The sequence below is a fragment of the Nocardioides sp. 31GB23 genome, from assembly GCF_040012395.1.
Classification (GTDB): Bacteria; Actinomycetota; Actinomycetes; order Propionibacteriales; family Nocardioidaceae; genus Nocardioides; species Nocardioides salarius.
On sequence record NZ_JBDYKJ010000020.1, the window covers coordinates 34,829 to 55,524 of the forward strand.

Below are 20,696 nucleotides of genomic sequence, written 5' to 3' on the forward strand. Positions count from 1 at the left end.
CCGTTGTGCGACCCGCCCAACGTCTCCAGGCGATGCTGATCCATGCCGGCGCCCGCTTCGCGGTGCGCTACGGCGAGGACCTGCGCCTCGCCGGCTCCGACCTGCCCCGGCCCCGCCGGCTGCGGGTGCCCACCCGGCACGGCCCGGTGCCGGTGCGCGAGTACGCCCCGCCCGCCCTGCGCGGTCGCGACGACGCGCCCGCCCATGTGCACCTGCACGGCGGCGCCTGGCTGATGCGGCACCCGGGCATGGACGACTGGTGGTGCCGCTACCTGGCCGCCACCGCGGGCGTGCGGGTGCTCAACGTCGACTTCACCACCGCGCCGTACGCCGTCTACCCGCGCGCCCAGGAGCAGTCCCACGACGTCGCGGCTCGGGCCGCCGCCTCGGCGTCGGTGTCGGTGGGCGGCTTCTCCTCCGGGGGCGGGATGGCCGCCGCGGTGTGCCTGATGGCGCGCGACACTGCCTCGTTCGTCCCGCGGCTGCAGGTGCTCGGCGTCCCGGCGCTCGACCTGGCCACGGAGGTGCCCCGGGGCGGCCCGGGCACCATCGCCCCGTCGCTGCGGGCGCTGGTGCGCGCGGCGTACTTCCCCGACCCCGCGACGCGCGCCGAGGCCTACGCCTCACCGCTGCTGGCGCCCTCGCTGGCCGGGCTGCCCCGGGCGCTGGTGCTGACCGCCGAGCGCGACACGCTGCGCCGCGACGGCGACGACTACGCGGTGCGGCTGCGCGAGGCGGGGGTCGAGGTGTGGCACGACGTCACGCCGGGCGTCGACCACTACTTCTTGACCGAGGACCCGGTCCGTGCCCGCGCCACGATGGCGAGGATCGCGACCGAGGTCGCGGCCGCGCTGGCCTGACGGCTCGGCTGCCGGCTCAGGGCTCGGTCGGCTCGGTCGGCTCGGTCGGCTCGGTCGGCTCCGTCGGCTCCGTCGGCTCAGTCTGCTCGGCGGACTCCTCGCACTTCGCCAGCCGCTGCTCGGCCTTGGCGAGGCGCTGGACCTGCGCCTTCTTCGCCTTCTTCGCCTTGGTGCGGTCCTGCTTGGCGTCGTCGAGGTCCTCCTCGACCTCGGCCTGCTCCTCCTCGGTCTCCGCCTGGGCCGCGGCCTTCTTGGCCTTGCGCACCTCGCGCTTGGCCTTGGCGAAGACGTCCTGCAGGCGCTCGAGCTTGGCGGCGGCGCGGTCGACCTGGGCCTGCTGCTTGGCGCAGTCGCCCTCGACGGCGGGTGCGGCCTGGGCCCCCGGGACGGGGCCGACGGCGAGCAGCGCGGCCACGGCGAGGCCGGCGAGCGGGGTGGTGAGGCGGGAGAAGGGCACAGGGGACTCCTGGGGCAGGGGACCGGCGGGGGACGGTCGGGCGGCACCATCGTGCACGAGCCGGACCGGGCGCCGGGGCGGAACGCGCCGAACTTTACCGGCGTCTCAGCGCACGTCGACGATGCGCACGGCCTCGAAGTGCATCGGGTCGGTGAAGCGCCAGTCGCCGCCCCAGCCGAAGCCCCACTTCTTGAAGATGGCCACCACGGTGCGGTCCATCTCGCCGACGGTGCCGCGCTGGTTGCCGGGGGTGTTGAGGTCGAGGGCGAGGCCGAAGGAGTGGTTGGACAGCGTGGTGGCGCCGGCGATGAAGCGCGGGTAGTAGCAGCCGGCGTACTCGCCGGGGTTGATCTCGTCGGCCAGGCCCGTCTCGACGACCTCGCGCAGCGCCGCGGTGAGCTGCGGGATGATCGCCTTGTTGCAGCGCACCGAGCCGAGGATCGGGACCTGGGCGGTGGTGATGTTGGCGCGCTCCCAGGCCGGCTCGGGCGCGATCCGGCCGCCGCCGAGCACGGTGTAGTTGAAGACGCCGACCGCCGAGGAGACCGAGCCGACCACGAAGGCGGTCTGCTTGGCGTTGATGTCGAGGCCGAAGCGGGCCACGGAGTCGAGGCGCTGCACCGAGGTCTGCTGCGGCAGCAGGCGCGTCAGCGGCTTCACCACCTTGTCGGGGGCGGTGATGCCGGTGGAGACCAGCAGCGCGTTGCCGGGCTCGGCGCCCCACTTGACGTTGACGACGGCGTCGACGGCGTTCTCGATCTGCGGCGCCAGGGCGCCCAGGTGCACCTCGGGGCTGCCGGTGTCGAGGCTGACGAAGCCCTGCTCGTCGATGGGCAGCTTCTTCTGCAGCTCGGGGCTGATGGCCAGCTCGCCGCCGGCGACGCGGTCCCAGACCTCGCGGCTGCGGGGCACCTGGCCGGGGGTGAAGCGACGGAAGGTGGCGGGGTCGACGGCGGCCAGGTTGAGCACCCGGTTCTCGATGCCGACCTGCAGCATCGAGAACTGCTCGACGTCCTGGACGCCGGGCAGCGCCCGGATCTCCTCGAGCGTCTCGTCGGTGATGCCGCTCTCGGTCTGCACGAGGATGTCGGCGGTGCGCGGCAGGTCCTTGAGGCGCCCGGGCGCCTCGACCGCGAACGCCGGGTCGAGACCGACCGTGGGCTGCTCGCCGCCGCCCGAGCCGTCGCCGTCCTCGGAGTCCTTGCCCGACCCGGTGCCGCGTGCGGGCCCGGACGCCGCGTCGGCGGGCGAGGGGGTGCTCGCGACGGCGGGGACCTCGGCGCCCTGCGTGGCCTCGTCGGCGTCCGGGCTGCCGCAGCCGGGCAGCAGGAGGACCAGCGCGATAGCTGCGCCCATCGGCGCGCGCCGGGACAGGGACCGGCCTCGCAGCCCCGCTCGCCTCATGGCGCGCTCCTCCCCGGGCTCACCCCACGCGGCCCCGGCCACCAGCGTAGGCGGTGCGCGGGAGCGCCACCCACGACATGGCGCCGCCGAGCACCAGCAGCCCGGCGCAGCTGAGGACCACCAGGGTCCACGCGGGGTCCAGCGCCGCGGGGTCGGCGTACTCCTCGCCGCTGAGGCCGACCAGGCTCGGCACCGCCGCGACCGCCAGCAGGCCACCCGCCCGCGAGACCGCGTTGTTGACGCCGCTGGCGATGCCGGCGTGCTCGTCGGGGGCCGCGGCCAGCACCGTCGCGGTCAGGGTGGCCACCAGCAGCGCGAGGCCCAGCGCGAAGACGACCACGCCCGGCAGCACCGCGACGACGTACGCCGCCTCCCCGGCGCCGAGGAGCAGCAGCACGCCGGTCGCCATCACCAGCGGACCGAGCGTCAGCGGGATCCGCGGCCCGATGCGCGCGCCGAGCGCCCCACCGCGACCGGCGAGCAGCAGCATCACCAGCGGCAGCGGCAGCGTGGCCAGCCCGGCCGCGAGCGGACCGTCGCCGCCGACCACCTGCAGCTGCAGCGGCAGCATGAAGAGCAGCACCGACAGGGCGCCGTAGACCAGCAGGGTCATCGCGTTGGTGGCCGAGAAGGTGCGGTCGGCGAAGATCCCCAGCGCCAGCATCGGCTCGGCGACCCGCGACTCGACGACGACGAACGCCAGCGCCGCGAGGAGACCGACCACGACGGCCGGCCACGCGGCGGGGTCGCCCCACTGCACCAGCGCGTAGGTGACCCCGCCCAGCGCGAGCGTGCCGAGCACGGCCCCGGGCAGGTCGAGGTGTTGGGCGGCCCCGGGGTCGCGGGTCTCGGGCACGCCGCGGGCCAGCCACAGCGTCAGCACCGCGACCGGCAGGTTGATCCAGAAGATCAGCCGCCAGTCGGCGTGCTCGACCAGCACGCCGCCCACCAGCGGTCCGGCGGCGGCCGCGATCGCCCCCAGGCCGGTCCAGGTGCCGATCGCGCGCGCCCGGTCGTCGGGGTGGAAGGCGCCCTGGATCATCGCCAGCGAGCCGGGCACCATCAGCGCGGCGGCGACCCCCTGCAGCGCCCGGGCCGCCACCAGCACCTCGGCGCTCGGCGCCAGCCCGCACAGCGCCGAGGCGACGCCGAAGGCGAGCGTGCCGGCCACGAAGACCCGGCGCCGGCCCAGCCGGTCGCCCAGCGAGCCGCCGAGCAGGATCAGCGAGGCCAGGGCCAGCAGGTAGGCGTTGGTGATCCACTGCAGGTCGTTGATCGAGGCGTCGAGGTCGGCGCCGATGGTGCGCAGCGCGACGTTGACCACCGTGCCGTCGAAGAGCGACATCGCCGAGCCCAGGGTCGCGGCCCCCACGACGGCTCGCCCGGTGGCCGAGCCGGTGCGCACCAGCCCGGGGCCGTCGGGTGATGCGGACGTGGACACCCGGCCAGCCTAGAATCCGAGGGTGTCCCAGCCCCGCCCGTCCGCCCAGCGCCTGGTCGACCACGTCGACCGGCTCGGTGCCGAGCACCCGCCCATCACCCTCGACTCCGTCGACTTCACCGTCGTCGACCCGGTCACCCTCGAGGCCCGCTTCGGCCACGTGCTCGACTACATGGCCCGCGTCGAGCTCGAGGTCGACCGCAACGTGCTCGAGCTGATGACGATGCTGCCCGACCCGCCCGAGGTCGACGTGCACTTCTACCGCGACGTGTGGCAGCCCCAGGAGATCCAGCACGGGCGCATCCTCGACGAGCTGCAGGTGCGGCTGGGCCGCGACAACGCCGACGCCGACCTCGACTCGATCGGCACCAAGCTCAAGGTGCTCGGGGCGCTGGGCCACCTCGGCGCCTTCCAGGACGTCTCGCGGATGCTCTACTACGTCACCGGCATGGCCACCGAGCGCTCGGCGGTGCTGGCCTACAACCTGCTGCACGACGGCGTGGCCGAGATGGGCGAGACGGCGGTGGCCCAGACGATCATCGCCCCGATCCGGCGCCAGGAGCCGGGCCACTACGCCTTCTACCAGCTCTCCGCGCGGCTGCTGTGGAGCGAGCTGGCGGCCTGGCAGAAGTGGCTGGTGCGCCACCTGCGCCGCCTCTCCTTCTCCCCCGTCGGCGCCAACGACGACGAGCAGAAGGCCGACTTCGGCGACCTGATGGCCACCCTCGGCATCGACGACGACTCCGACTTCACCGCCCAGATCGCCCGTGTCGAGATGGAGCTGCTGTGGGCGCGCGACAAGGGGCTGCCGGTGCCGGAGTACGTCACCCGCGCCTTCCGCGAGGCCCGCGAGCTCTCCGTGGCCCGCGCCCAGGGAGTTTCATCGGCCGGCCGATGAACCTGGCGGGTGGACGATGAAACTTCATCGTCCACCCAGGAGATCCGTCGGCCGGCCGATGAAACTCCCGCGGGTGGGGGCGCGGGTGGCGGCGCCGGGCTAGGCGCCCAGCACCCGCGCGGCGATCCAGGCGATCTGGTCGGCGGTGGCCTCGGCCGGGCCGGAGGGCTGCATCACGTGGCTGAGCACGATCCGCACCACCATGTCGATGGCCGCGTCGAGCTCGGCGGCGCGCAGGTCGACGTCGTACGGCGCGATCCGCGCCGCGATGACGTCCTTGGCGGCGGCCAGCAGCGAGCCCGCGTGGGTGGTCAGCAGCGGCAGCAGCTCGGTGTCGGCGCCGTGGGTGGCCGAGACGACCGCGTGCAGGAGGGGGTTGCTGGGGGCGACCTCGAGGACCGAGCGGGCCGAGGCCCGGATCGCCTCGACCAGGTCGTCGGGGTGCTCATCGAAGGCGACGGTCACCGTGGCCAGGAACCGCTCGAGCTCGCGCAGGATCATCGCCTCGGCCAGCCCGGCCTTGGTGCCGACCTCGTTGTAGACGGTCTGGCGCGAGACGCCCACGTCGTCGGCCAGGCGCGCCATCGTCACCTTGGCCCAGCCGACCTCGGTGGTCAGCCGCACGGCCGAGTCCACGACGCGGTCGCGCATGCTGGGCTGGGCGGCGGTGCTCACGTCGTCGAGTGTAGGAAGCACCGCCACCCCCGCCGGCATCGCCACAGCCATCCCTGCTGACGTCGTGACAGTCATCCCTGGGCCACGTCCACCACCCAGGACGGCCAGGATCATCCCTGGAGCGTCAGCGCCAGCACCGGGCAGGCCTGCACCGCGGCGTGCACGTGGGCGCGCTGCGACTCCTCGGGCTCCTCCACGAGCACGTGCATCACCTCGTCGTCGTCGATCTCGAAGACGTCGCTGGCCATCGCCTCGCACATGCCCAGGCCCTCGCAGCGGTCGCGGTCCACCTCGATGCGCATCAGCGGGCCTCGGCGTTGCTCAGGGCGACGAAGTCGACCTTCTCGCGCACCCCGCAGTCGGGGCAGCACCAGTCGTCGGGGATGTCGGCCCACGCGGTGCCGGCGGCGAAGCCCTCGAGCTCGTTGCCGACGGCGACCTCGTAGGTGTGCCCGCAGCCCGGGCAGCGCGCGGCCAGCACCTCGTCGTCCTGCGACTCCTGCGCCACCGGTGCCGGTACGCCGGCATGATCGTGCTGGCGCTCGTGCCGCCGCTGTGGCGCTGCAGGTGGTAGAGCAGCACGTTGGTGGCGATGTTGTTGGAGTTCCAGGAGTGCGAGGGGTCGACGCGCTCGTAGCGCTGGCGGGTGCCCGAGCCGACCTTCTGGCGGCGCATCCCGTAGTGCTCCATGTAGTTGACGACCTCGAGCAGGGAGAAGCCGACGACGGCCTGGAGCACCAGGAAGGGCAGCACGACCGGGCCCAGCCACACCGTGAGCGCGCCCCAGAGCACCGCCGACATCAGCCAGGCGTTGAGCACGTCGTTGCCGAGGTGGAAGGGGTGGGTGTCCTTGCGGGCGTAGCGCTTCTTCTCCAGGTGCCAGGCGCTGCGCAGCGAGCCCAGCACGGTGCGCGGCCAGAACCGGTAGAAGCTCTCGCCGAAGCGGCTGGAGGCGGGGTCCTCGGGGGTGGCCACGCGCACGTGGTGGCCCCGGTTGTGCTCGATGTAGAAGTGGCCGTAGAAGCTCTGGGCCAGGGCGATCTTCGAGAGCCAGCGCTCGTTGGCCTCGCGCTTGTGGCCCAGCTCGTGGGCGGTGTTGATGCCGATCCCGCCGATCACCCCGATCGACAGAGCCAGCCCGATCTTGTCGACGGTGCTCAGCTCGCCCAGGCCGAAGGGCGCCCCGTTGGCGATGACGTAGAGCGCGCCAACGAACCCGGCGTACTGGATCGGCAGGAAGGCGTAGGTGATCCAGCGGTAGTACTTGTCGCTCTCGAGCGCCTCGATGGCGTCGTCGGGCGGGTTGGCGCGGTCGAGGCCGGCGACCAGGTCGATGGCGGGCACCACCCCGAGCACCACGATCGGGCCGACCCAGAACCACACGCCCCACCCGGTGAGGGCCCAGCCGCCGCCGGCGACGAAGGCCAGCGAGGGCACGACCAGGCCGATCAGCCACAGGTAGCGCTTGTGGTCGCTCCAGGCCTCGGTCGAGCCCTCGGGCACGGTCGAGCGCGGGACCTGCGGGGACGAGGGGGACGGTGCGGTGCTGCTGGCCACGGGGAGCCTCCTGGCGGTGACGGGGGTCACGACATCTGCTTGACAACACCGTAGGGAATGTCAAGCAGATTGACAAGAGGGGTCTAGTTGTAAACTTCGAGGCCCGGGCTCGCCGTCGGCCTCACCTGCGGCGGGCCCCCGCCTCCCGCGCCAGTGCCGCCAGCTGCTCGGCCAACGCCGGCGCGCCCAGGCACCGGATCCGCAGCACGTGCGCCGGGGTCCGCACGCCGACCGCCCGCGAGACGCGGCCGCCGCCCACCTCCACCCCGCTCACCTCGCGCAGGTCGACGGTGAGCATCGAGGCGCCCCGCGCGGCCCGGGTGGGCATGAAGGTCAGGTGCAGCGTCGTGGTCGTCAGGCGCCCGGCCACCCACGTCGAGCCCCAGGCCCCCTGGAAGCGCAGGAGCGCGGCGTCCGAGGCCGTCGCCCCCGTGGCTGCCACGGTCTCGACGAGCACGTGCACGCTCTTCGACGACAGCACTCCGTAGGACATGACTCATGGTGCGCCCGTCCCCGCCGCGCCGCACGGGTCGGAGGTCCCTGGTCCGCACCGGTCCAGACCGCGTGGGCGCCACACAGGTGAACCGGCCCGGTCGCGGCAGCGGGCACAATGGGCGTCGCCGCCGTGCCACCGACCACGAGGAGGCGGACGTGAGCGCTCCCCGGCGCCCCGACAGCCCAGCCGACCCCCAGGGCGACCCCCAGGGCGACCCCCAGGGCGACTCCGAGGACGACACCGAGCCGGCGTTGCCCGCGGGGATGCTCGAGGCGCTCTACTCGCGCCCCAGCCGGGCCCGCACCGCGCTGGTCGTGGTGCCGCTCCTGGCCGGGCTCGCGGTGGCGGCGTACGTCGGCAGCACGCTGGTGTGGCCCGGCGACGACGAGCCGGCGGCCAGCAGCACCACCGGCACCGACGCCACCGGCGTGACCTGCTGGAACGGCGACGTCAAGACCGACGAGCGCTCCTGCGTGCTGCCCACCGGGCGTGCCGGGCTCGAGCACGTCTTCCCCTCCTTCGACCCCGAGCAGCAGACCTGCCGCGACGAGCTGGTCGAGAACCCGCAGTTCAAGCGGCCGGCGATGTGGACCTGCGACGTCGAGCTGGCGGGCCCGGTCTCCATCACCTACAGCCAGGTCAGCGGGGCCAAGGCGGCGCGCCGCTACTTCGGCGACCTGCACGGCGTCGAGCCCGTCAAGGACCGCTCCTCCAGTGGGGTGCGGCGCGACCGGTGGCGCACCTCCGAGGTCGACGGCGCCAGGAACCCGCGGCTGTGGTCGGGCAGCGTGCTGGTGCGCGGGGCGCCGTACGCCGTCACCGTCACCGCCCAGCGCCGCGCCGACGTGGGCCGGGCGCTGGACCGACGGGTGCAGATGCGCCCCCTCGAGGAGCTGCGCGTCGCCGCGCCCGACTCCTCCGCCCAGGGCTGAGGAGCGCGGGCCGAGGGGCCGCGCCGAGGAGCCCGCTCAGCCCTTGATCGCCGAGGCCACCGCGCCCGGGACGTCGGGGTGGAAGACCGTGGGGATGATGAAGCTGGGGTTGAGCTCCTCGTCGTGCACGACGTGCGCGATGGCCTCGGCGGCCCGGAGCATCATCTCGATCGTCACGTTGGAGGCCCGGGCGTCGAGCAGGCCGCGGAAGACGCCGGGGAAGGCCAGCACGTTGTTGATCTGGTTGGGGTAGTCCGAGCGGCCCGAGGCCACCACCGCGGCGTACTTCGAGGCCTCGGCGGGGTCGACCTCGGGGTCGGGGTTGGCCAGCGCGAAGACGACCGCGTCGTCGGCCATGTCGGGGATCCACTCGGCCTGCAGCACGCCGGGCGCGGAGACGCCGATGAAGACGTCGGCCCCGTGCAGCACCGTGTGCAGGTCGCCGCGGCGGCGCTCGTGGTTGGTGCGCGAGGCCAGCTCGGCCATCGCCGGCGAGAGCGTGTCGTCGTCGCTCGACAGCGCGCCGTCCTTGTCGCAGACCACCACGTCGCCCACGCCCGCGGCGAGCATCAGCGTGACGATCGCGGTGCCGGCGGCGCCCGCGCCGGCGACCACCACGCGCACCTGGTCGAGCTGCTTGCCGACCACGCGCAGCGCGTTGGTCAGCGCGGCGAGCACCACGATCGCGGTGCCGTGCTGGTCGTCGTGGAAGACGGGGATGTCGAGGCTCTCGCGCAGGCGACGCTCGATCTCGAAGCAGCGGGGGGCGGCGATGTCCTCGAGGTTGATGCCGCCGAAGCCGGGGGCGATGAGCTCGACGGCGCGCACGATCTCGTCGGTGTCCTGGGTGTCGAGGCAGATCGGCCAGGCGTCGATGTCGGCGAAGCGCTTGAAGAGCGCAGCCTTGCCCTCCATCACCGGCAGCGCCGCGCCGGGCCCGATGTTGCCGAGCCCCAGCACCGCGGAGCCGTCGGTGACGACCGCGACGGAGTTGCCCTTGATGGTCAGGCGCCGCACGTCCTCGGGGTTCTCGTAGAGCGCCATGCTGACCCGACCGACGCCGGGGGTGTAGGCCATCGAGAGGTCGTCGCGGTTCTTCAGCGGCACCTTCGAGCCGACCTCGATCTTGCCGCCGATGTGCAGCAGGAAGACGCGGTCGCTGGTGCGGTAGACCTCGACGCCCGGCACGGCGGCCGCGACGTCCTGCAGCTCCTGGGCGTGGTCGGCGTCACCGGCAGAGCAGGTGACGTCGACGACGAGGCGCTCGTGGCTCGACTCGGCCACGTCGATGGCGGTGACGATGCCCCCGGCCTGGCTGATCGCGGTGGCTACCGCGCCCACCACCCCGTGGTCGGGCGCCGTGTGCAGACGCATGGTGATCGAGTACGACGACGTGGTGGCTGACCTGGACACGTGCTCAGCCTCTGCCCACCGGGTGGTTACCGGCAAGTCGGACGCGCGACCACCCTCGCTTGTGACGGACGGCACAAAGTTCTGCACTTTTGGATTGATAGTGCAGAATGCACTACGTGTCCGAGAGTGCAACCACGTCCCCGGGGGTCCCGCCCACCAAGCAGGCCCTGACCCGCGCCCGCATCCACCGGTGCGCGATGCAGCTGACCCAGGGCCGCGGCCTCGACGGCTGGACCATGGAGGACCTCGCCGGCGCCGCCGAGGTGTCGCGCCGCACGCTGTTCAACTACTTCAGCTCGAAGGTCGATGCCGTGCTCGGCGCGGTCGGCTCCCCCATCCGGCGCCGCGACGAGGTCGCCGCCGACGCCTTCGCCACCTTCGTGGCCGGCGGTCCCACCGGCGACCTCGTCGACGACCTCGCGGTGCTGGCCCGACCGATCCTGGCCGGCGAGGACTTCGACCAGCAGACCGTCGCCCTGCGCCGCAGCGTGCTGACCTGCTCGAACCGGCTGATGGAGGCGGTGCACGAGCACTTCGAGCAGACCGCCGACGACATCGTCGCCCTGATCCTCCAGCGCGAGGGCGACGGCTTCGGCGAGGACCGGGCGCACCTGATGGTGCGCCTGCTCGTGGCCGTCTTCGACTCCTCGATGCGGGCCTACCTGGCCGCCGAGGACCCCACCGAGACCGACCTGGTCGACCTGTTCGTCGACCACCTGCGCGTGGCCGGCGAGCTCCTCGGCCGCGCCTCCCGGCCGGCCTGACCCCTGCCTGACCCCTGCCTCACTCAGCCCAGACCCACGACCGGCACGAGCGTGCCACCCACAGGAGAGACACCATGGCCACCCTGCTAGCCCGACTCGGGACCACCGCCTACCGACGCTGGCCGTTCTTCATCGCCGCGTGGGTGGTCGTGCTGGCCGTGATCATCGGCCTCGCCGCCGCCTTCTCCAAGCCGATGTCGGACAACTTCACCATCCCCGGCATCCCCTCCGAGCAGGCCGCCGACCTGCAGGCCGAGCTCTTCCCCGGCGCCACCAGCGCCTTCGACCAGGCCGACGTCAACGTCGTGGTCCAGGCGCCCGAGGGCGAGACCCTGGCCGATCCCGACAACGCCGCCGTCGTCGAGGAGCTCATCGCCGACCTCGAGGCGCTGCCGCAGCAGCCCGACGACGTCGAGATCCTGCCCCCGGGCGAGGTCGCGGCCGGGCAGGAGCAGATGCTGGTCGAGCAGGCCGAGGCCTCCGGCGGCTCGGTCGAGCAGGCTCGCACCAACGCCGCGGCCCTCTCGCCGCTGACCGAGGACGGCCGCACCGGGCTGATCACCTACACCTGGGACGTCGACAGCCCCGCCGAGGTCGAGATGACGACCCTCGACGCCCTCGACGACGTCATGGACGACGCCCGCGACCAGGGGCTGGTCGTCGAGGCCAACGGCTCCGGCGCGACCGGCTTCACCACCCCCGGCCTGGCCTCCGAGGCCATCGGCATCGGCGTGGCCCTGCTCGTGCTGATCCTGACCTTCGGCTCCCTGGTGGCCGCCGGGCTGCCGATCATCACCGCCCTGATCGGCGTCGGCATCGGGCTGACCGGCGTGACCGCCATGACGGCGCTGGTCGACATCTCGAGCAGCACCTCGATCCTGGCCACGATGATCGGTCTGGCCGTCGGCATCGACTACACGCTCTTCATCCTGGCCCGCTACCGCACCGAGCTGCACCACACCGACGACCGGGCCCGCGCCGTGGGCATCGCGGTGGGCACCGCCGGCTCGGCGGTGGTCTTCGCCGGCCTGACCGTGCTGATCGCCCTCTCGGCCCTCTCGGTCGTGGGCATCCCGTTCCTCAGCGCGATGGGCCTGGCGGCCGCCGCGACCGTGTTCGTCGCCGTGCTGATCTCGCTCACGCTGCTGCCCGCCGTGCTCGGCCTGCTGGGGCGCCGCGCCTTCGGCGGCCAGGTGCGCCGCTACGCACCCAAGCGCGACGAGCAGGGCCTGGTCGTCAACAACGGCGTGCGCTGGGCCCGCTGGGTCGGCAAGCGCCCGGTCGCCCTGGTGCTGGTGGTCGTGGTGGCCCTCGGTGCCCTCGCGATCCCGCTCAAGGAGCTGCAGCTGGCCTTCCCCACCGACTCCACCGCCGCCAGCGACACCACCCAGCGCCAGGCCTCCGACATCATCTCCGCGGAGTTCGGCCCCGGCCGCGAGGCACCGCTGCTGGTCGTCGTCGACGCCCGTGACGTGGCCGACGGCGAGCAGGGCGCGGCCTTCGGCGGCGTGGTCGAGTGGGCCACCGGCCTCGAGGGCGTCGAGAACGCCCAGGTCGTGGCCACCAACGCCGACCCGAGCGCCGAACCCGGCACGCCGGCGGCGGCCGCGACCGGCGCTCTGGTGCAGGTGCTGCCCGAGTTCGGGCCGGCCGACGCCGAGGCGCAGGACCTGCTCACCGACCTGCGCGAGGGCGAGTCGGACATCGAGGACTCCACCGGCACCGACATCGGCGTGACCGGCCTGACCGCGATCACCACCGACGTCTCCGACCGGCTGGCCGACGCGCTGCCCGTCTACCTGACCATCATCGTGGGCCTGGCCTTCATCCTGCTGATGATCGTGTTCCGCTCGATCCTGGTGCCGCTCACCGCGACCCTGGGCTTCCTGCTCTCGGTGCTGGCCACCCTGGGCGCCACCGTGGCGGTCTTCCAGCTCGGCTGGGGCGGGTTCGTCGAGGGCCAGCCGCTGGTCAGCTTCATCCCGCTGTTCCTGATCGGCGTCGTCTTCGGCCTCGCGATGGACTACCAGGTCTTCCTGGTGACCCGCATCCGTGAGGCCCGGGTGCACGGCATGTCGACCCCCGAGGCGATCGTCGACGGCTTCCGCAACTCGGCGCGCGTGGTCACCGCGGCGGCCGCGATCATGACGGCGGTCTTCTCCGCGTTCATCCTGCAGGACGACGCGATCATCAAGTCGATGGGCTTCGCCCTGGCCATCGCGATCGTCTTCGACGCCTTCGTGGTGCGGATGGTGCTGATCCCGGCGCTGCTCTACCTGATGGGCGACAGGTCCTGGTGGCTGCCGGCCTGGCTCGACAAGATCCTCCCCGACGTCGACGTCGAGGGCGAGAAGCTCGACCGCGGCCCCGGCTACCACGCCGAGGAGGGCGACCTCGACGGCGAGCTCGACGAGCTCAGCGACGAGCAGACCCAGCGGGTCTGACCCGCCCCGCCGCCGCACCGTGACGGCGTACGACGCAGCAGCCCCCGGCCACCACGGCCGGGGGCTGCTGCCGACCCGGCCCGAACTTCGCGCTGACCCGGCCCGGATCTCGCGCTGACCCGGCCTGGACTTCCCACCGAGCCGGCCCGAACCGGCCCGGCCGGCCCGCTCAGGCCTCGGTGGTGCCCAGGCGGTCGAGCAGGTTCTTCGAGAACCGGTCGCCCATCTTCTCGATGACCCCGCCCATCGTCGCGGTCACGGCCTTCGAGGAGACCTTGGGCAGCGGCAGGTCGAGGGTGATCTCGAGGTTGGTCGCCAGGTGCGTGCCCTCCTCGGCGTCGGAGAGCTCGTACCAGCCCTCGACGGCCGAGCGCTCGGTCGTGCCGGCGGGCGGGTCGTGGCGGAACTCGATGCGCTCGAGGTCGGTGAAGGTCATCTTCTCGGTGAAGGCGGGCGAGACGTTCTTGCCCAGCACCTCGAGGCCGCTCATCTCCCAACGCCAGTGGTCGCCGTCGGCGGTGATCCGCTTGACGAAGGGCGTCATCTCGGCGATCGCGTCGGGGTCGACCAGCAGGTCCCAGATCTCCTGGCGGGTCGCCCTCACGACGGCGGTGGCCTCGGTGCTGGCGGAGAAGCGGGTCATCGGGCGAGCTCCTTCTCGATGTCGGCGGCGATCTTCTCGGGCTTGGTGGTGGGCGCGTAGCGGTCGACGACCGACCCGTCGCGCCCGATGAGGTACTTGGTGAAGTTCCACTTGATCTTGCTGCCCAGCATCCCGCCCTTCTCCGAGCGCAGCCACTGGTAGAGCGGGTGGGCGTCGTCGCCGTTCACCTCGACCTTGGAGAACAGCGGGAAGGTGACCCCGAAGTTGCGCTCGCAGAAGCCGGCGATCTCGTCGTCCTCGCCGGGCTCCTGGCCGCCGAACTGGTCGCAGGGGAAGCCCAGCACGCTGAACCCCTGCTCGGCGTAGGCGTCGTGCAGCTGCTGCAGGCCCTGGTACTGCGGGGTGAAGCCGCACTGCGAGGCGGTGTTGACCACGAGGACGACCTGGCCGCGGTAGTCGGCGAGGTCCACCTCCCGGCCGTCGATGCTGCGGGCGCTGAAGTCGTCCAAGGCGGTCATGCCAGGCAGTGTGGCAGCCGCCGGGTCGCCGACGCCCCACCCACCGGGCGCGAGCCGGCGCCAGTTCCCCGCGAGCCGGCAACAGTTCCCCGCGAGCCGGCGCCAGTTCCTGCTCAGCCCACCATCGTGCCGCGGACCTCGACGCCCTCCTGGTGCCCAGCCGGGTTGTGGTGGCCGTCGAGGTGCACCCGGACCCGCCGGTCGCCGACCTCGAGCACCACCTCGTCGTCCTCGATCGCCGCCACCGCGCCGCGCACCCGGTAGGTCTGGCCCTCGATCCGCTCGAGCAGGCCGTCGGTGTCGGAGCTCGTCTCGAGGTCGCCGGTGGCCAGCAGCCGCAGCTCGGGGCGCAGCCGGTGGCGCAGCAGCAGGAAGAGCCCGACCAGCACCACGAGCACTCCGTCGGCGACCAGCGTGGTCAGCAGCGCCGCGTTGCCAGAGTCGCGCCCGGTCACCCGGTAGACCTTCGGGTTGTCGGGCAGGTAGACGACCTCGGCGCGCCCGCTCTCCACCACCGCGTCGTACGCCGGCCGCTCCAGCGACACCACGACCCGCTCGTCCTGCGCCTCGGGGGCGTCCTGCTCGCGCTGCTCGCCCACCACGGCCTCGACCACGGCGTCGGGCAGCGAGACCCCCACCAACCGGTCGACGACGTCGCTGCCGGCCTCCGGGGAGACCGTGACCGGCTGGGCCGGCACGTCGACCCGGGTACCGTTGGCCCCCAGGTCGCGCTGCTGCAGCAGGCTGCCGGCCAGCGGCAGGTTGATCATCGTGACCAGCACGCCCACCAGCAGCCAGGTCTTCAGTCGTCGGCTCACCCGACCAGTATCCGGCCGCGACCCCCGGCTCCCCCCAGACGGGTCGGCCAGACGGGTCGGGCCGGTCGGGTCAGTCGGGGCCGCCCAGGAGCACCGAGGCCGCGGTGCCCGCCGCGGCCACCGCCGCCGCGCCGGCCAGCCAGACCCCGGCGACGGGTGGGGCGTCCCTGACGACCAGCGCCAGCGCGTAGGTCGCGGGCGCCGCCACGAGGACCAGCAGGCCCCGGCGCAGCCACAGCAGCGCCAGGCCCGGGTCGACCGGCATGCTCACCGGCCCGTACGACGCCACGGTGGCCGCGACGTGCGCCGTCAGCAGGGCCAGGCTGGCCGGCAACGCCCACGGGTGCAGCCCGTCGCGCAGGCCGATGCCCCACCAGGCGAGGACCAGCACCAGCACCGTGGCACCCGCGGCCGACTCTGGGAAGCAGGCCCAGCCCACGCCCAGGACCAGCACGAGCACCACGAACCAGGCAGCCGGCCCCTCGCCGGCACCGATCGTGCACAGCACGGCCGCCAGCGGCATCAGCGCGACGAGCGCCCGCAGCGTCCACTGCCCCGCGCCGACGGCCCCCAGCCACCGGCTCACCTGCCACCCGCTCACCGGGCACCCGCCCGGCGGGCCCGGGCCGGCCCGGAGAGTCCGCGCAGCACCTGGTCGAGGGTGCCCGGTCCGCGCCAGGGGACCACCGGGCACCCGTGCGCGGCGACCTCGTCGAGCAGCAGGTCGCGCTCGACGCACCGCATCCGCCACGCGAGCGCCTCGACGCCCGCGGTCCCGGCCGCGGCCGACGCCGGGGTGAGCACCGGGGGCAGGGTGTCGACCACGAGCGTCGGCAGGCCGTTGCGCGTCAGGGTGGCAGTCATCGTCGAGACGAGCTCGTCGAGCATCGGCGAGAGCACCACGACGACGGTGCCGGGCGCGACCCGCAGGCGGAGCCGGTCAGCGGACAGGGCTGCGGCACGGCCGGGCCGCACGGCCGCGAGGGTGGTGAGGATCCGCTGCTGGTGGCGGGCTCCGGACCCGTAGGCCACCGCTGCCGCCGCGGGCCCGACGACCCGCAGGCCCACGCGGTCACCGGCGCGGCCCACGTGAGCGGCGACGGCGGCCGCGGCGCGGACCGCGAGGTCGAGGCTGCTCGCCTCACCGTCGATCCCCCCGGAGCGGCCGTGGTCGGCGAGCGCGTCGACCACCAGCAGCACTGCGCTGTCCTGCTCGGCGCGGGTGGAGACGACGTGCAGCTCGCCGGTGCGCAGCGAGACCCGCCAGTCGATCCGCTGCAGCCGGTCGCCGACCTGGAAGCCGCGGACGCCGGCGGGCTCGGTGCCGGTCCCGTTGCGCTGAGAGCGGTGGGCGCCGACGAGGCCGACCGGCTGCGGCATCTCGGCCCGGGAGTCGAAGGCCGCGCGACCGGGGAGCACCCGCAGCGACGGAGCCGTCAGCGCCACCGGACCCCACCGCCAGGCGCCCCAGGCCGTCGTGAGCGCCACCTTCTCCTCGGCCGGCCGGTGCAGGCCCCACCGCCGTGGGCCCACCTCGAGGTCGAGACCGCGTCTGCGGTCCCACAGGGTCCCGACGACGCCGTCGGCGGGGTGCAGCGCCAGGTACGCCGCGCGCCCGCTGACCCTGGCCACGTGCTCGGCCGCGTCGGCGTCCTCGAGCCGCAGCCGTGACGTCGTGCCCTGGCCCTCGTGCAGCACCGAGTGGTCGAGCAGCACGTCGACCCGGGGCCGCGAACGGGTGGTGTGCAGCAGCCCCAGCGCGGCGCAGAGCGCCAGCGGTGCGGCCAGCACCACCAGCACCGGGTCGCCCAGGAGGACCGCCAGGGCGCCCGCCGTCGTCGCGACCAGCACCGCCCGGCCGAGGGAGGCTGTCGCCCGCCACCGCGTCACGCGGGCTCCAGCGTGGCCGGGACGGCCACCTGGGCGAGCACCGCGGCCACGACCTGCTCGGTCGAGGCGTCCGACATCCACAGCTCGGGCCGCAGCGTGATGCGGTGCGCCAGCACGGGCACCGCGACGGCCTTCACGTCCTCCGGGACGACGTAGTCGCGGCCCCGCAGCACCGCCAGCGCCCGGGCGACGAGCACCAGGGCCAGGGACCCGCGGGGGGACGCGCCGGTCAGCACCTGCGGGTGCGAGCGGGTCGCCGTCGACAGGGCGACGCAGTAGCGGGTGACGCTCTCGTCGACCTCGACGTCCTCCACGGCCTCCTGCATGGCCAGCAGCCCGGCCGCGTCGGTGACCCGGTCGAGCACGACCTCCTCGCGGCGCCGGTCGAGCCGCCCGGTCAGCACGGCGTGCTCCTCGTCGGCGGAGGGGTAGCCGAAGGAGACCCGCAGCAGGAAGCGGTCGAGCTGGGCCTCGGGCAGGGGGTAGGTGCCCTCGTGCTCGACGGGGTTGGCGGTGGCGAGCACGTGGAAGGGCTCGGGCAGCACGAAGGTCCGGCCCTCGATGGTCACCTGGCGCTCCTGCATCGCCTCCAGCAGCGCGGCCTGCGTCTTGGGCGGGGTCCGGTTGATCTCGTCGGCGAGCAGCAGCCCGGTGAAGACGGGGCCGCGGCGCAGCTCGAAGTCGCGGCTGCGCTGGTCGTAGATGAAGGAGCCGGTCAGGTCGGCGGGCAGCAGGTCGGGGGTGAACTGGGCCCGGGCGAAGTCCAGCCCCAGGGCCTGGGCCAGGCAGCGTGCCGCCAGGGTCTTGCCGAGGCCGGGCACGTCCTCGAGCAGGACGTGGCCCCGGGCCAGCAGCCCGGCCAGCACGACCTCGAGCTGGTGGTGCTTGCCGATCACGGCGCGCTCCACCTCGGCGAGGACGTCGCCGGCGCGGCGCCCGGCCTCCTGGACCGTCAGGGACGGGGTCATCTCAGATCTCCTCGATGTGGTGCAGGCAACGGTCGATCTCGGCGCCGTCGAGGCGCCGCGGCGCGGCGTCGAGCACCGCGAGCAGGTCGGGGTGCAGCCGCTCCCGGGCCGCCGGGTCGTCCCACGCCAGGTCGTGGCGCCGAGCCAGCACCGCCCGAGCCAGCCGGGCCAGCGCGTCCCGCACGGCCGGGTCGGGGGCGGCACCCTGGAGGTGGCTGTCCAGCATCCGCCGGTACGTCGACAGCCTGGTGTCGGCGCCGGGCTCCGCGACCGCGGGCTCCACGACCACCCCCCAGCCGGGCGGGGTCGACGAGCACGTCAATCACGACCCACGCGGCCGCGACGCACACCGCCCCGAGCAGGAGCACGCGCAGCGGGTCGGGCTCGAAGCCGGCGACCTGCAGCGCCAGCGCCACCACGACGACCAGCGCCGTCGACGCCACCACCCGTGCGCGCCAGCGCCGCGTCACGCCCGTCCCCCGGGCCGCACACCGGGCCGCGGGCCGAGTCCGGCGTGCACCTCCTCCAGCAGCGCGAGGACCCGCACCCGGGCGTCCTCGCCGACCTCGTGGCGGCTGAAGCGCGCCGCGCGGAACTCCTCGGCCAGGGCGTTCACCGCGTGGGCGTCGACGCCGGCGAGGTCGAGCACCCGCCGGGCCAGCTCGCTGGAGGTCTCCGACGCGCGGCGGGGCACCCCGGCCGCGGCCGCGAGCTCCTCGAACCGCTGCCAGCTCGCCACCACGGCGTTCCTCGGCGTCCCGCGGCGCAGCGCGCGGAGCTGCTCCTCGAGGTCGGCCGCCAGGGCGTCGCGCAGGGCGGCCCGCGAGGGCGCGTCCAGGACCTCGAAGTCGACGTGCTCGCCCGGCTCGGCGGCGGGCGGACGCAGCCGCAGCAGGTGACGCACGGCCAGCACCGCTCCCACCGCCACGGCGAGCCCCAGCGCGACCGCGACCAGGCCCACGAGCACCGACCCCAGCAGGCCCAGCAGCGGTGACTGGTCCTCGGCACGCGGCGGCGGCTGCTCCCCCGTGGCTCCCAGGTCGGCGAGCGACGGCGTCGTCGCGGTCGACGAGGGCAGCACCACACGACCCGGGCCGTCCCCGCGCAGGACCTCGCCGGGCCCGGTGGCGGCGGCCCAGACCGCCAGCAGCAGCACCACCAGCGTGCACCCCGCGACCGCGACGACGGCGGTGCGCGCGGCCGCTGTCGAAGGAGCCCGAGACGCCATCGCGCCAACGTAGCGGCGGCGGCACCCCGGGTAAAGGAGGCCGCCCGCCGCCCTGGCGGGCCCTCGGCCGCGACCCCGGGGTCAGCCCAGCCGGGGCGTGGCGGTGACCGTGGCGACGTACTCGAGCAGGCGTGCGCGCAGGTCGGGGTCCTGCTCGCGCTGCCAGCCGAAGGTGGTGGGGCGCTGGGCCCGGTCGTGCCAGAAGTGCTGGCCGCCGGAGGCGGGCCGGGTGGCGACCAGCCACACGGCGGTGTCGGCACCGTCCTCGGGCTCGCGCAGCAGGCGGCTGACGACCCTGTCGAAGGTGGGCAGGCTCTCGCTGACGCCGGGGGTGCGCACCCAGCCCGGGTGCATGCTCTCGACCAGGACGCCGGTGCCGGCCAGCTCGGTGGCCCAGGCGTCGGCGAGCACGACCTGCATCCGCTTGGTGCGGGCGTAGGCCTGCACGCCCTTGTACTCGCCGCGGCGGTACTCGATCTCGTCGTCGTCGCGGGTGGTCAGCCCCGAGCCGTACATCCCGCCCGAGCTCATCCACACCACCGAGCCGGGCCCGGCGACCAGGCGCTCGCGCAGCAGGTGGGTCATCAGGTGCGGGCCGAGCACGTGGGCGGCCAGCGACATCTCGTGGCCCTGCGCGCTCTCGGTGCGCTCGGGCGGCATCAGCCCGGCGTTGTGGACCAGCCCGTGCAGCGCCTCGACGCGCCCGGCCAGGTCGGTGGCGAAGGTGCGCACGGCGTCGAGGTCGCTGATGTCGCAGACCTCCTCGACGACGTCGGCGTTCGGCACCTCGAGGCGCAGCTCGCGGGCGTAGTCGGCGACCTTGTCGGGGTTGCGGCCCAGCAGGTGCACGGTCGCCCCGAGGTCGAGGAAGGAGCGCGCCATCGCCTCCCCGATCCCCGAGGTGGCCCCGGTGACCAGCACCCGCTTGCCGGCCAGCGCGCCGGGTTCGGGGTCGGCGGGCCAGAACCTGCGGCGCACGCCGGAGCCGATGGAGGTGTAGCCCAGCACCACCGACCGGTCCAGCGCGGTGTCGACGGCACGGGTGAGCAGCGCGTTGGCGTCCATTGCTCGAGCCTAGGCAGGCCGGGCGGGCCCGCCGCTCACCCGTGCCCCCGGTGTGCGCGAGGTCTCGCAACGCACGAACGGCCGGACCCTGGGGCCCGGCCGTTCGACTGCTGGTGGTGCGCGAGGGGGGAGTTGAACCCCCACGTCCTTTCGGACACACGGACCTGAACCGTGCGCGTCTGCCTATTCCGCCACTCGCGCTTGAAGCGTGATGAGGTTAGCCCAGCGGCTCTCCGTTCCCCAAACCGGGCCGCCCCCGGGGGT

At 74.0% G+C, this 20,696-nt stretch carries 22 protein-coding genes, 1 tRNA gene and 1 pseudogene; 5 read left to right on the forward strand and 19 right to left on the reverse strand.

Annotation, left to right across the window (positions count from 1 at the left end):
- Nucleotides 1-32: 32 nt before the first annotated feature.
- A complete protein-coding gene (locus tag ABKW28_RS08430; RefSeq protein WP_348608218.1) occupies nt 33-860 on the forward strand; it encodes an alpha/beta hydrolase fold domain-containing protein in 828 nt (275 codons plus the stop codon).
- 16 nt (nt 861-876) lie between these two features.
- Here the strand turns inward: ABKW28_RS08430 and ABKW28_RS08435 are convergent, their stop codons facing one another.
- From ABKW28_RS08435 to ABKW28_RS08445, 3 genes are all read right to left on the reverse strand, one after another.
- The gene (locus ABKW28_RS08435) at nt 877-1,317 is read right to left on the reverse strand and encodes a hypothetical protein (protein WP_348608221.1); all 441 of its coding nucleotides are present in this window, start codon (nt 1,315-1,317) and stop codon (nt 877-879) included.
- Nucleotides 1,318-1,422: 105 nt separating this feature from the next.
- On the reverse strand, nt 1,423-2,721 hold the full coding sequence (locus ABKW28_RS08440; protein ID WP_348608224.1) for a M15 family metallopeptidase: 1,299 nt from the start codon (nt 2,719-2,721) through the stop codon (nt 1,423-1,425).
- Nucleotides 2,722-2,740: 19 nt separating this feature from the next.
- Nucleotides 2,741-4,162, reverse strand: a complete 1,422-nt coding sequence (locus ABKW28_RS08445; RefSeq protein WP_348608226.1) for an MFS transporter — start codon at nt 4,160-4,162, stop codon at nt 2,741-2,743.
- Nucleotides 4,163-4,184: 22 nt separating this feature from the next.
- Here ABKW28_RS08445 and ABKW28_RS08450 point away from each other — a divergent pair, with 22 nt between their 5' ends.
- On the forward strand, nt 4,185-5,060 hold the full coding sequence (locus ABKW28_RS08450) for a GTP-binding protein LepA (RefSeq protein WP_348608229.1): 876 nt from the start codon (nt 4,185-4,187) through the stop codon (nt 5,058-5,060).
- Between the two features lie 99 nt (nt 5,061-5,159).
- Here the strand turns inward: ABKW28_RS08450 and ABKW28_RS08455 are convergent, their stop codons facing one another.
- The 5 genes and pseudogenes from ABKW28_RS08455 to ABKW28_RS08475 all read right to left on the reverse strand — a co-directional run bounded on the left by ABKW28_RS08455 (nt 5,160) and on the right by ABKW28_RS08475 (nt 7,785).
- Nucleotides 5,160-5,735, reverse strand: a complete 576-nt coding sequence (locus ABKW28_RS08455; protein ID WP_348608232.1) for a TetR family transcriptional regulator — start codon at nt 5,733-5,735, stop codon at nt 5,160-5,162.
- Between the two features lie 110 nt (nt 5,736-5,845).
- Entirely contained in the window at nt 5,846-6,037 is a 192-nt protein-coding gene (locus ABKW28_RS08460) for a ferredoxin (protein ID WP_193670517.1), read from the reverse strand.
- Nucleotides 6,037-6,243 carry a rubredoxin gene (locus tag ABKW28_RS08465; RefSeq protein ID WP_348608235.1) on the reverse strand — a complete coding sequence of 69 codons (207 nt, stop codon included), beginning with the start codon at nt 6,241-6,243 and terminating at the stop codon, nt 6,037-6,039. Before ABKW28_RS08465 ends, ABKW28_RS08460 begins: the two co-directional genes overlap by 1 nt.
- Nucleotides 6,244-6,347: 104 nt before the next feature.
- Nucleotides 6,348-7,322, reverse strand: a pseudogene (locus tag ABKW28_RS08470) (alkane 1-monooxygenase); the annotation flags it as partial.
- 91 nt (nt 7,323-7,413) lie between these two features.
- Nucleotides 7,414-7,785, reverse strand: coding sequence for a hypothetical protein (locus ABKW28_RS08475; RefSeq protein WP_193670519.1), 372 nt, complete (start codon nt 7,783-7,785; stop codon nt 7,414-7,416).
- A 158-nt stretch (nt 7,786-7,943) separates the two neighbouring features.
- Between ABKW28_RS08475 and ABKW28_RS08480 the strand changes: the two genes are divergently transcribed.
- Nucleotides 7,944-8,720, forward strand: a complete 777-nt coding sequence (locus ABKW28_RS08480) for a hypothetical protein (RefSeq protein WP_348608238.1) — start codon at nt 7,944-7,946, stop codon at nt 8,718-8,720.
- Nucleotides 8,721-8,756: 36 nt separating this feature from the next.
- Here ABKW28_RS08480 and ABKW28_RS08485 read toward each other — a convergent pair whose 3' ends face one another.
- Nucleotides 8,757-10,094 carry an NAD-dependent malic enzyme gene (locus ABKW28_RS08485; protein WP_193670588.1) on the reverse strand — a complete coding sequence of 446 codons (1,338 nt, stop codon included), beginning with the start codon at nt 10,092-10,094 and terminating at the stop codon, nt 8,757-8,759.
- A gap of 155 nt (nt 10,095-10,249) precedes the next feature.
- On the opposite strand from ABKW28_RS08485, the gene ABKW28_RS08490 reads away from it, so the two are divergent.
- Nucleotides 10,250-10,897 (forward strand): TetR/AcrR family transcriptional regulator, encoded by a 648-nt coding sequence (locus ABKW28_RS08490; RefSeq protein ID WP_348608241.1) that lies wholly within the window; start codon nt 10,250-10,252, stop codon nt 10,895-10,897.
- 74 nt (nt 10,898-10,971) lie between these two features.
- Nucleotides 10,972-13,341: an MMPL family transporter gene (locus tag ABKW28_RS08495; protein WP_341230336.1), complete on the forward strand. Its 2,370-nt coding sequence runs from the start codon at nt 10,972-10,974 to the stop codon at nt 13,339-13,341.
- 169 nt (nt 13,342-13,510) lie between these two features.
- On the opposite strand, the gene ABKW28_RS08500 is transcribed toward ABKW28_RS08495, so the two are convergent.
- The 10 genes from ABKW28_RS08500 to ABKW28_RS08545 form a co-directional block, all read right to left on the reverse strand.
- A complete protein-coding gene (locus tag ABKW28_RS08500) occupies nt 13,511-13,984 on the reverse strand; it encodes an SRPBCC family protein (RefSeq protein WP_193670523.1) in 474 nt (157 codons plus the stop codon).
- Nucleotides 13,981-14,463: a glutathione peroxidase gene (locus ABKW28_RS08505; RefSeq protein WP_341230335.1), complete on the reverse strand. Its 483-nt coding sequence runs from the start codon at nt 14,461-14,463 to the stop codon at nt 13,981-13,983. Before ABKW28_RS08505 ends, ABKW28_RS08500 begins: the two co-directional genes overlap by 4 nt.
- Nucleotides 14,464-14,576: 113 nt before the next feature.
- The gene (locus ABKW28_RS08510) at nt 14,577-15,281 is read right to left on the reverse strand and encodes a hypothetical protein (RefSeq protein WP_348608244.1); all 705 of its coding nucleotides are present in this window, start codon (nt 15,279-15,281) and stop codon (nt 14,577-14,579) included.
- 70 nt (nt 15,282-15,351) lie between these two features.
- Complete coding sequence (locus tag ABKW28_RS08515; RefSeq protein WP_348608247.1) at nt 15,352-15,867, reverse strand: hypothetical protein; 516 nt, start codon at nt 15,865-15,867, stop codon at nt 15,352-15,354.
- Nucleotides 15,868-15,878: 11 nt separating this feature from the next.
- A complete protein-coding gene (locus ABKW28_RS08520) occupies nt 15,879-17,171 on the reverse strand; it encodes a DUF58 domain-containing protein (protein WP_348608250.1) in 1,293 nt (430 codons plus the stop codon).
- Nucleotides 17,168-18,139 (reverse strand): MoxR family ATPase, encoded by a 972-nt coding sequence (locus ABKW28_RS08525; RefSeq protein ID WP_341231420.1) that lies wholly within the window; start codon nt 18,137-18,139, stop codon nt 17,168-17,170. Before ABKW28_RS08525 ends, ABKW28_RS08520 begins: the two co-directional genes overlap by 4 nt.
- 1 nt (nt 18,140) lies before the next feature.
- Nucleotides 18,141-18,422, reverse strand: a complete 282-nt coding sequence (locus tag ABKW28_RS08530) for a hypothetical protein (RefSeq protein WP_348608253.1) — start codon at nt 18,420-18,422, stop codon at nt 18,141-18,143.
- A 183-nt stretch (nt 18,423-18,605) separates the two neighbouring features.
- Nucleotides 18,606-19,367: a DUF4129 domain-containing protein gene (locus tag ABKW28_RS08535; protein ID WP_348608256.1), complete on the reverse strand. Its 762-nt coding sequence runs from the start codon at nt 19,365-19,367 to the stop codon at nt 18,606-18,608.
- Nucleotides 19,368-19,448: 81 nt separating this feature from the next.
- Nucleotides 19,449-20,432 (reverse strand): SDR family NAD(P)-dependent oxidoreductase, encoded by a 984-nt coding sequence (locus tag ABKW28_RS08540; protein WP_348608259.1) that lies wholly within the window; start codon nt 20,430-20,432, stop codon nt 19,449-19,451.
- A gap of 114 nt (nt 20,433-20,546) precedes the next feature.
- Nucleotides 20,547-20,633: transfer RNA gene (locus tag ABKW28_RS08545), tRNA-Leu, on the reverse strand.
- Nucleotides 20,634-20,696 lie beyond the last annotated feature (63 nt).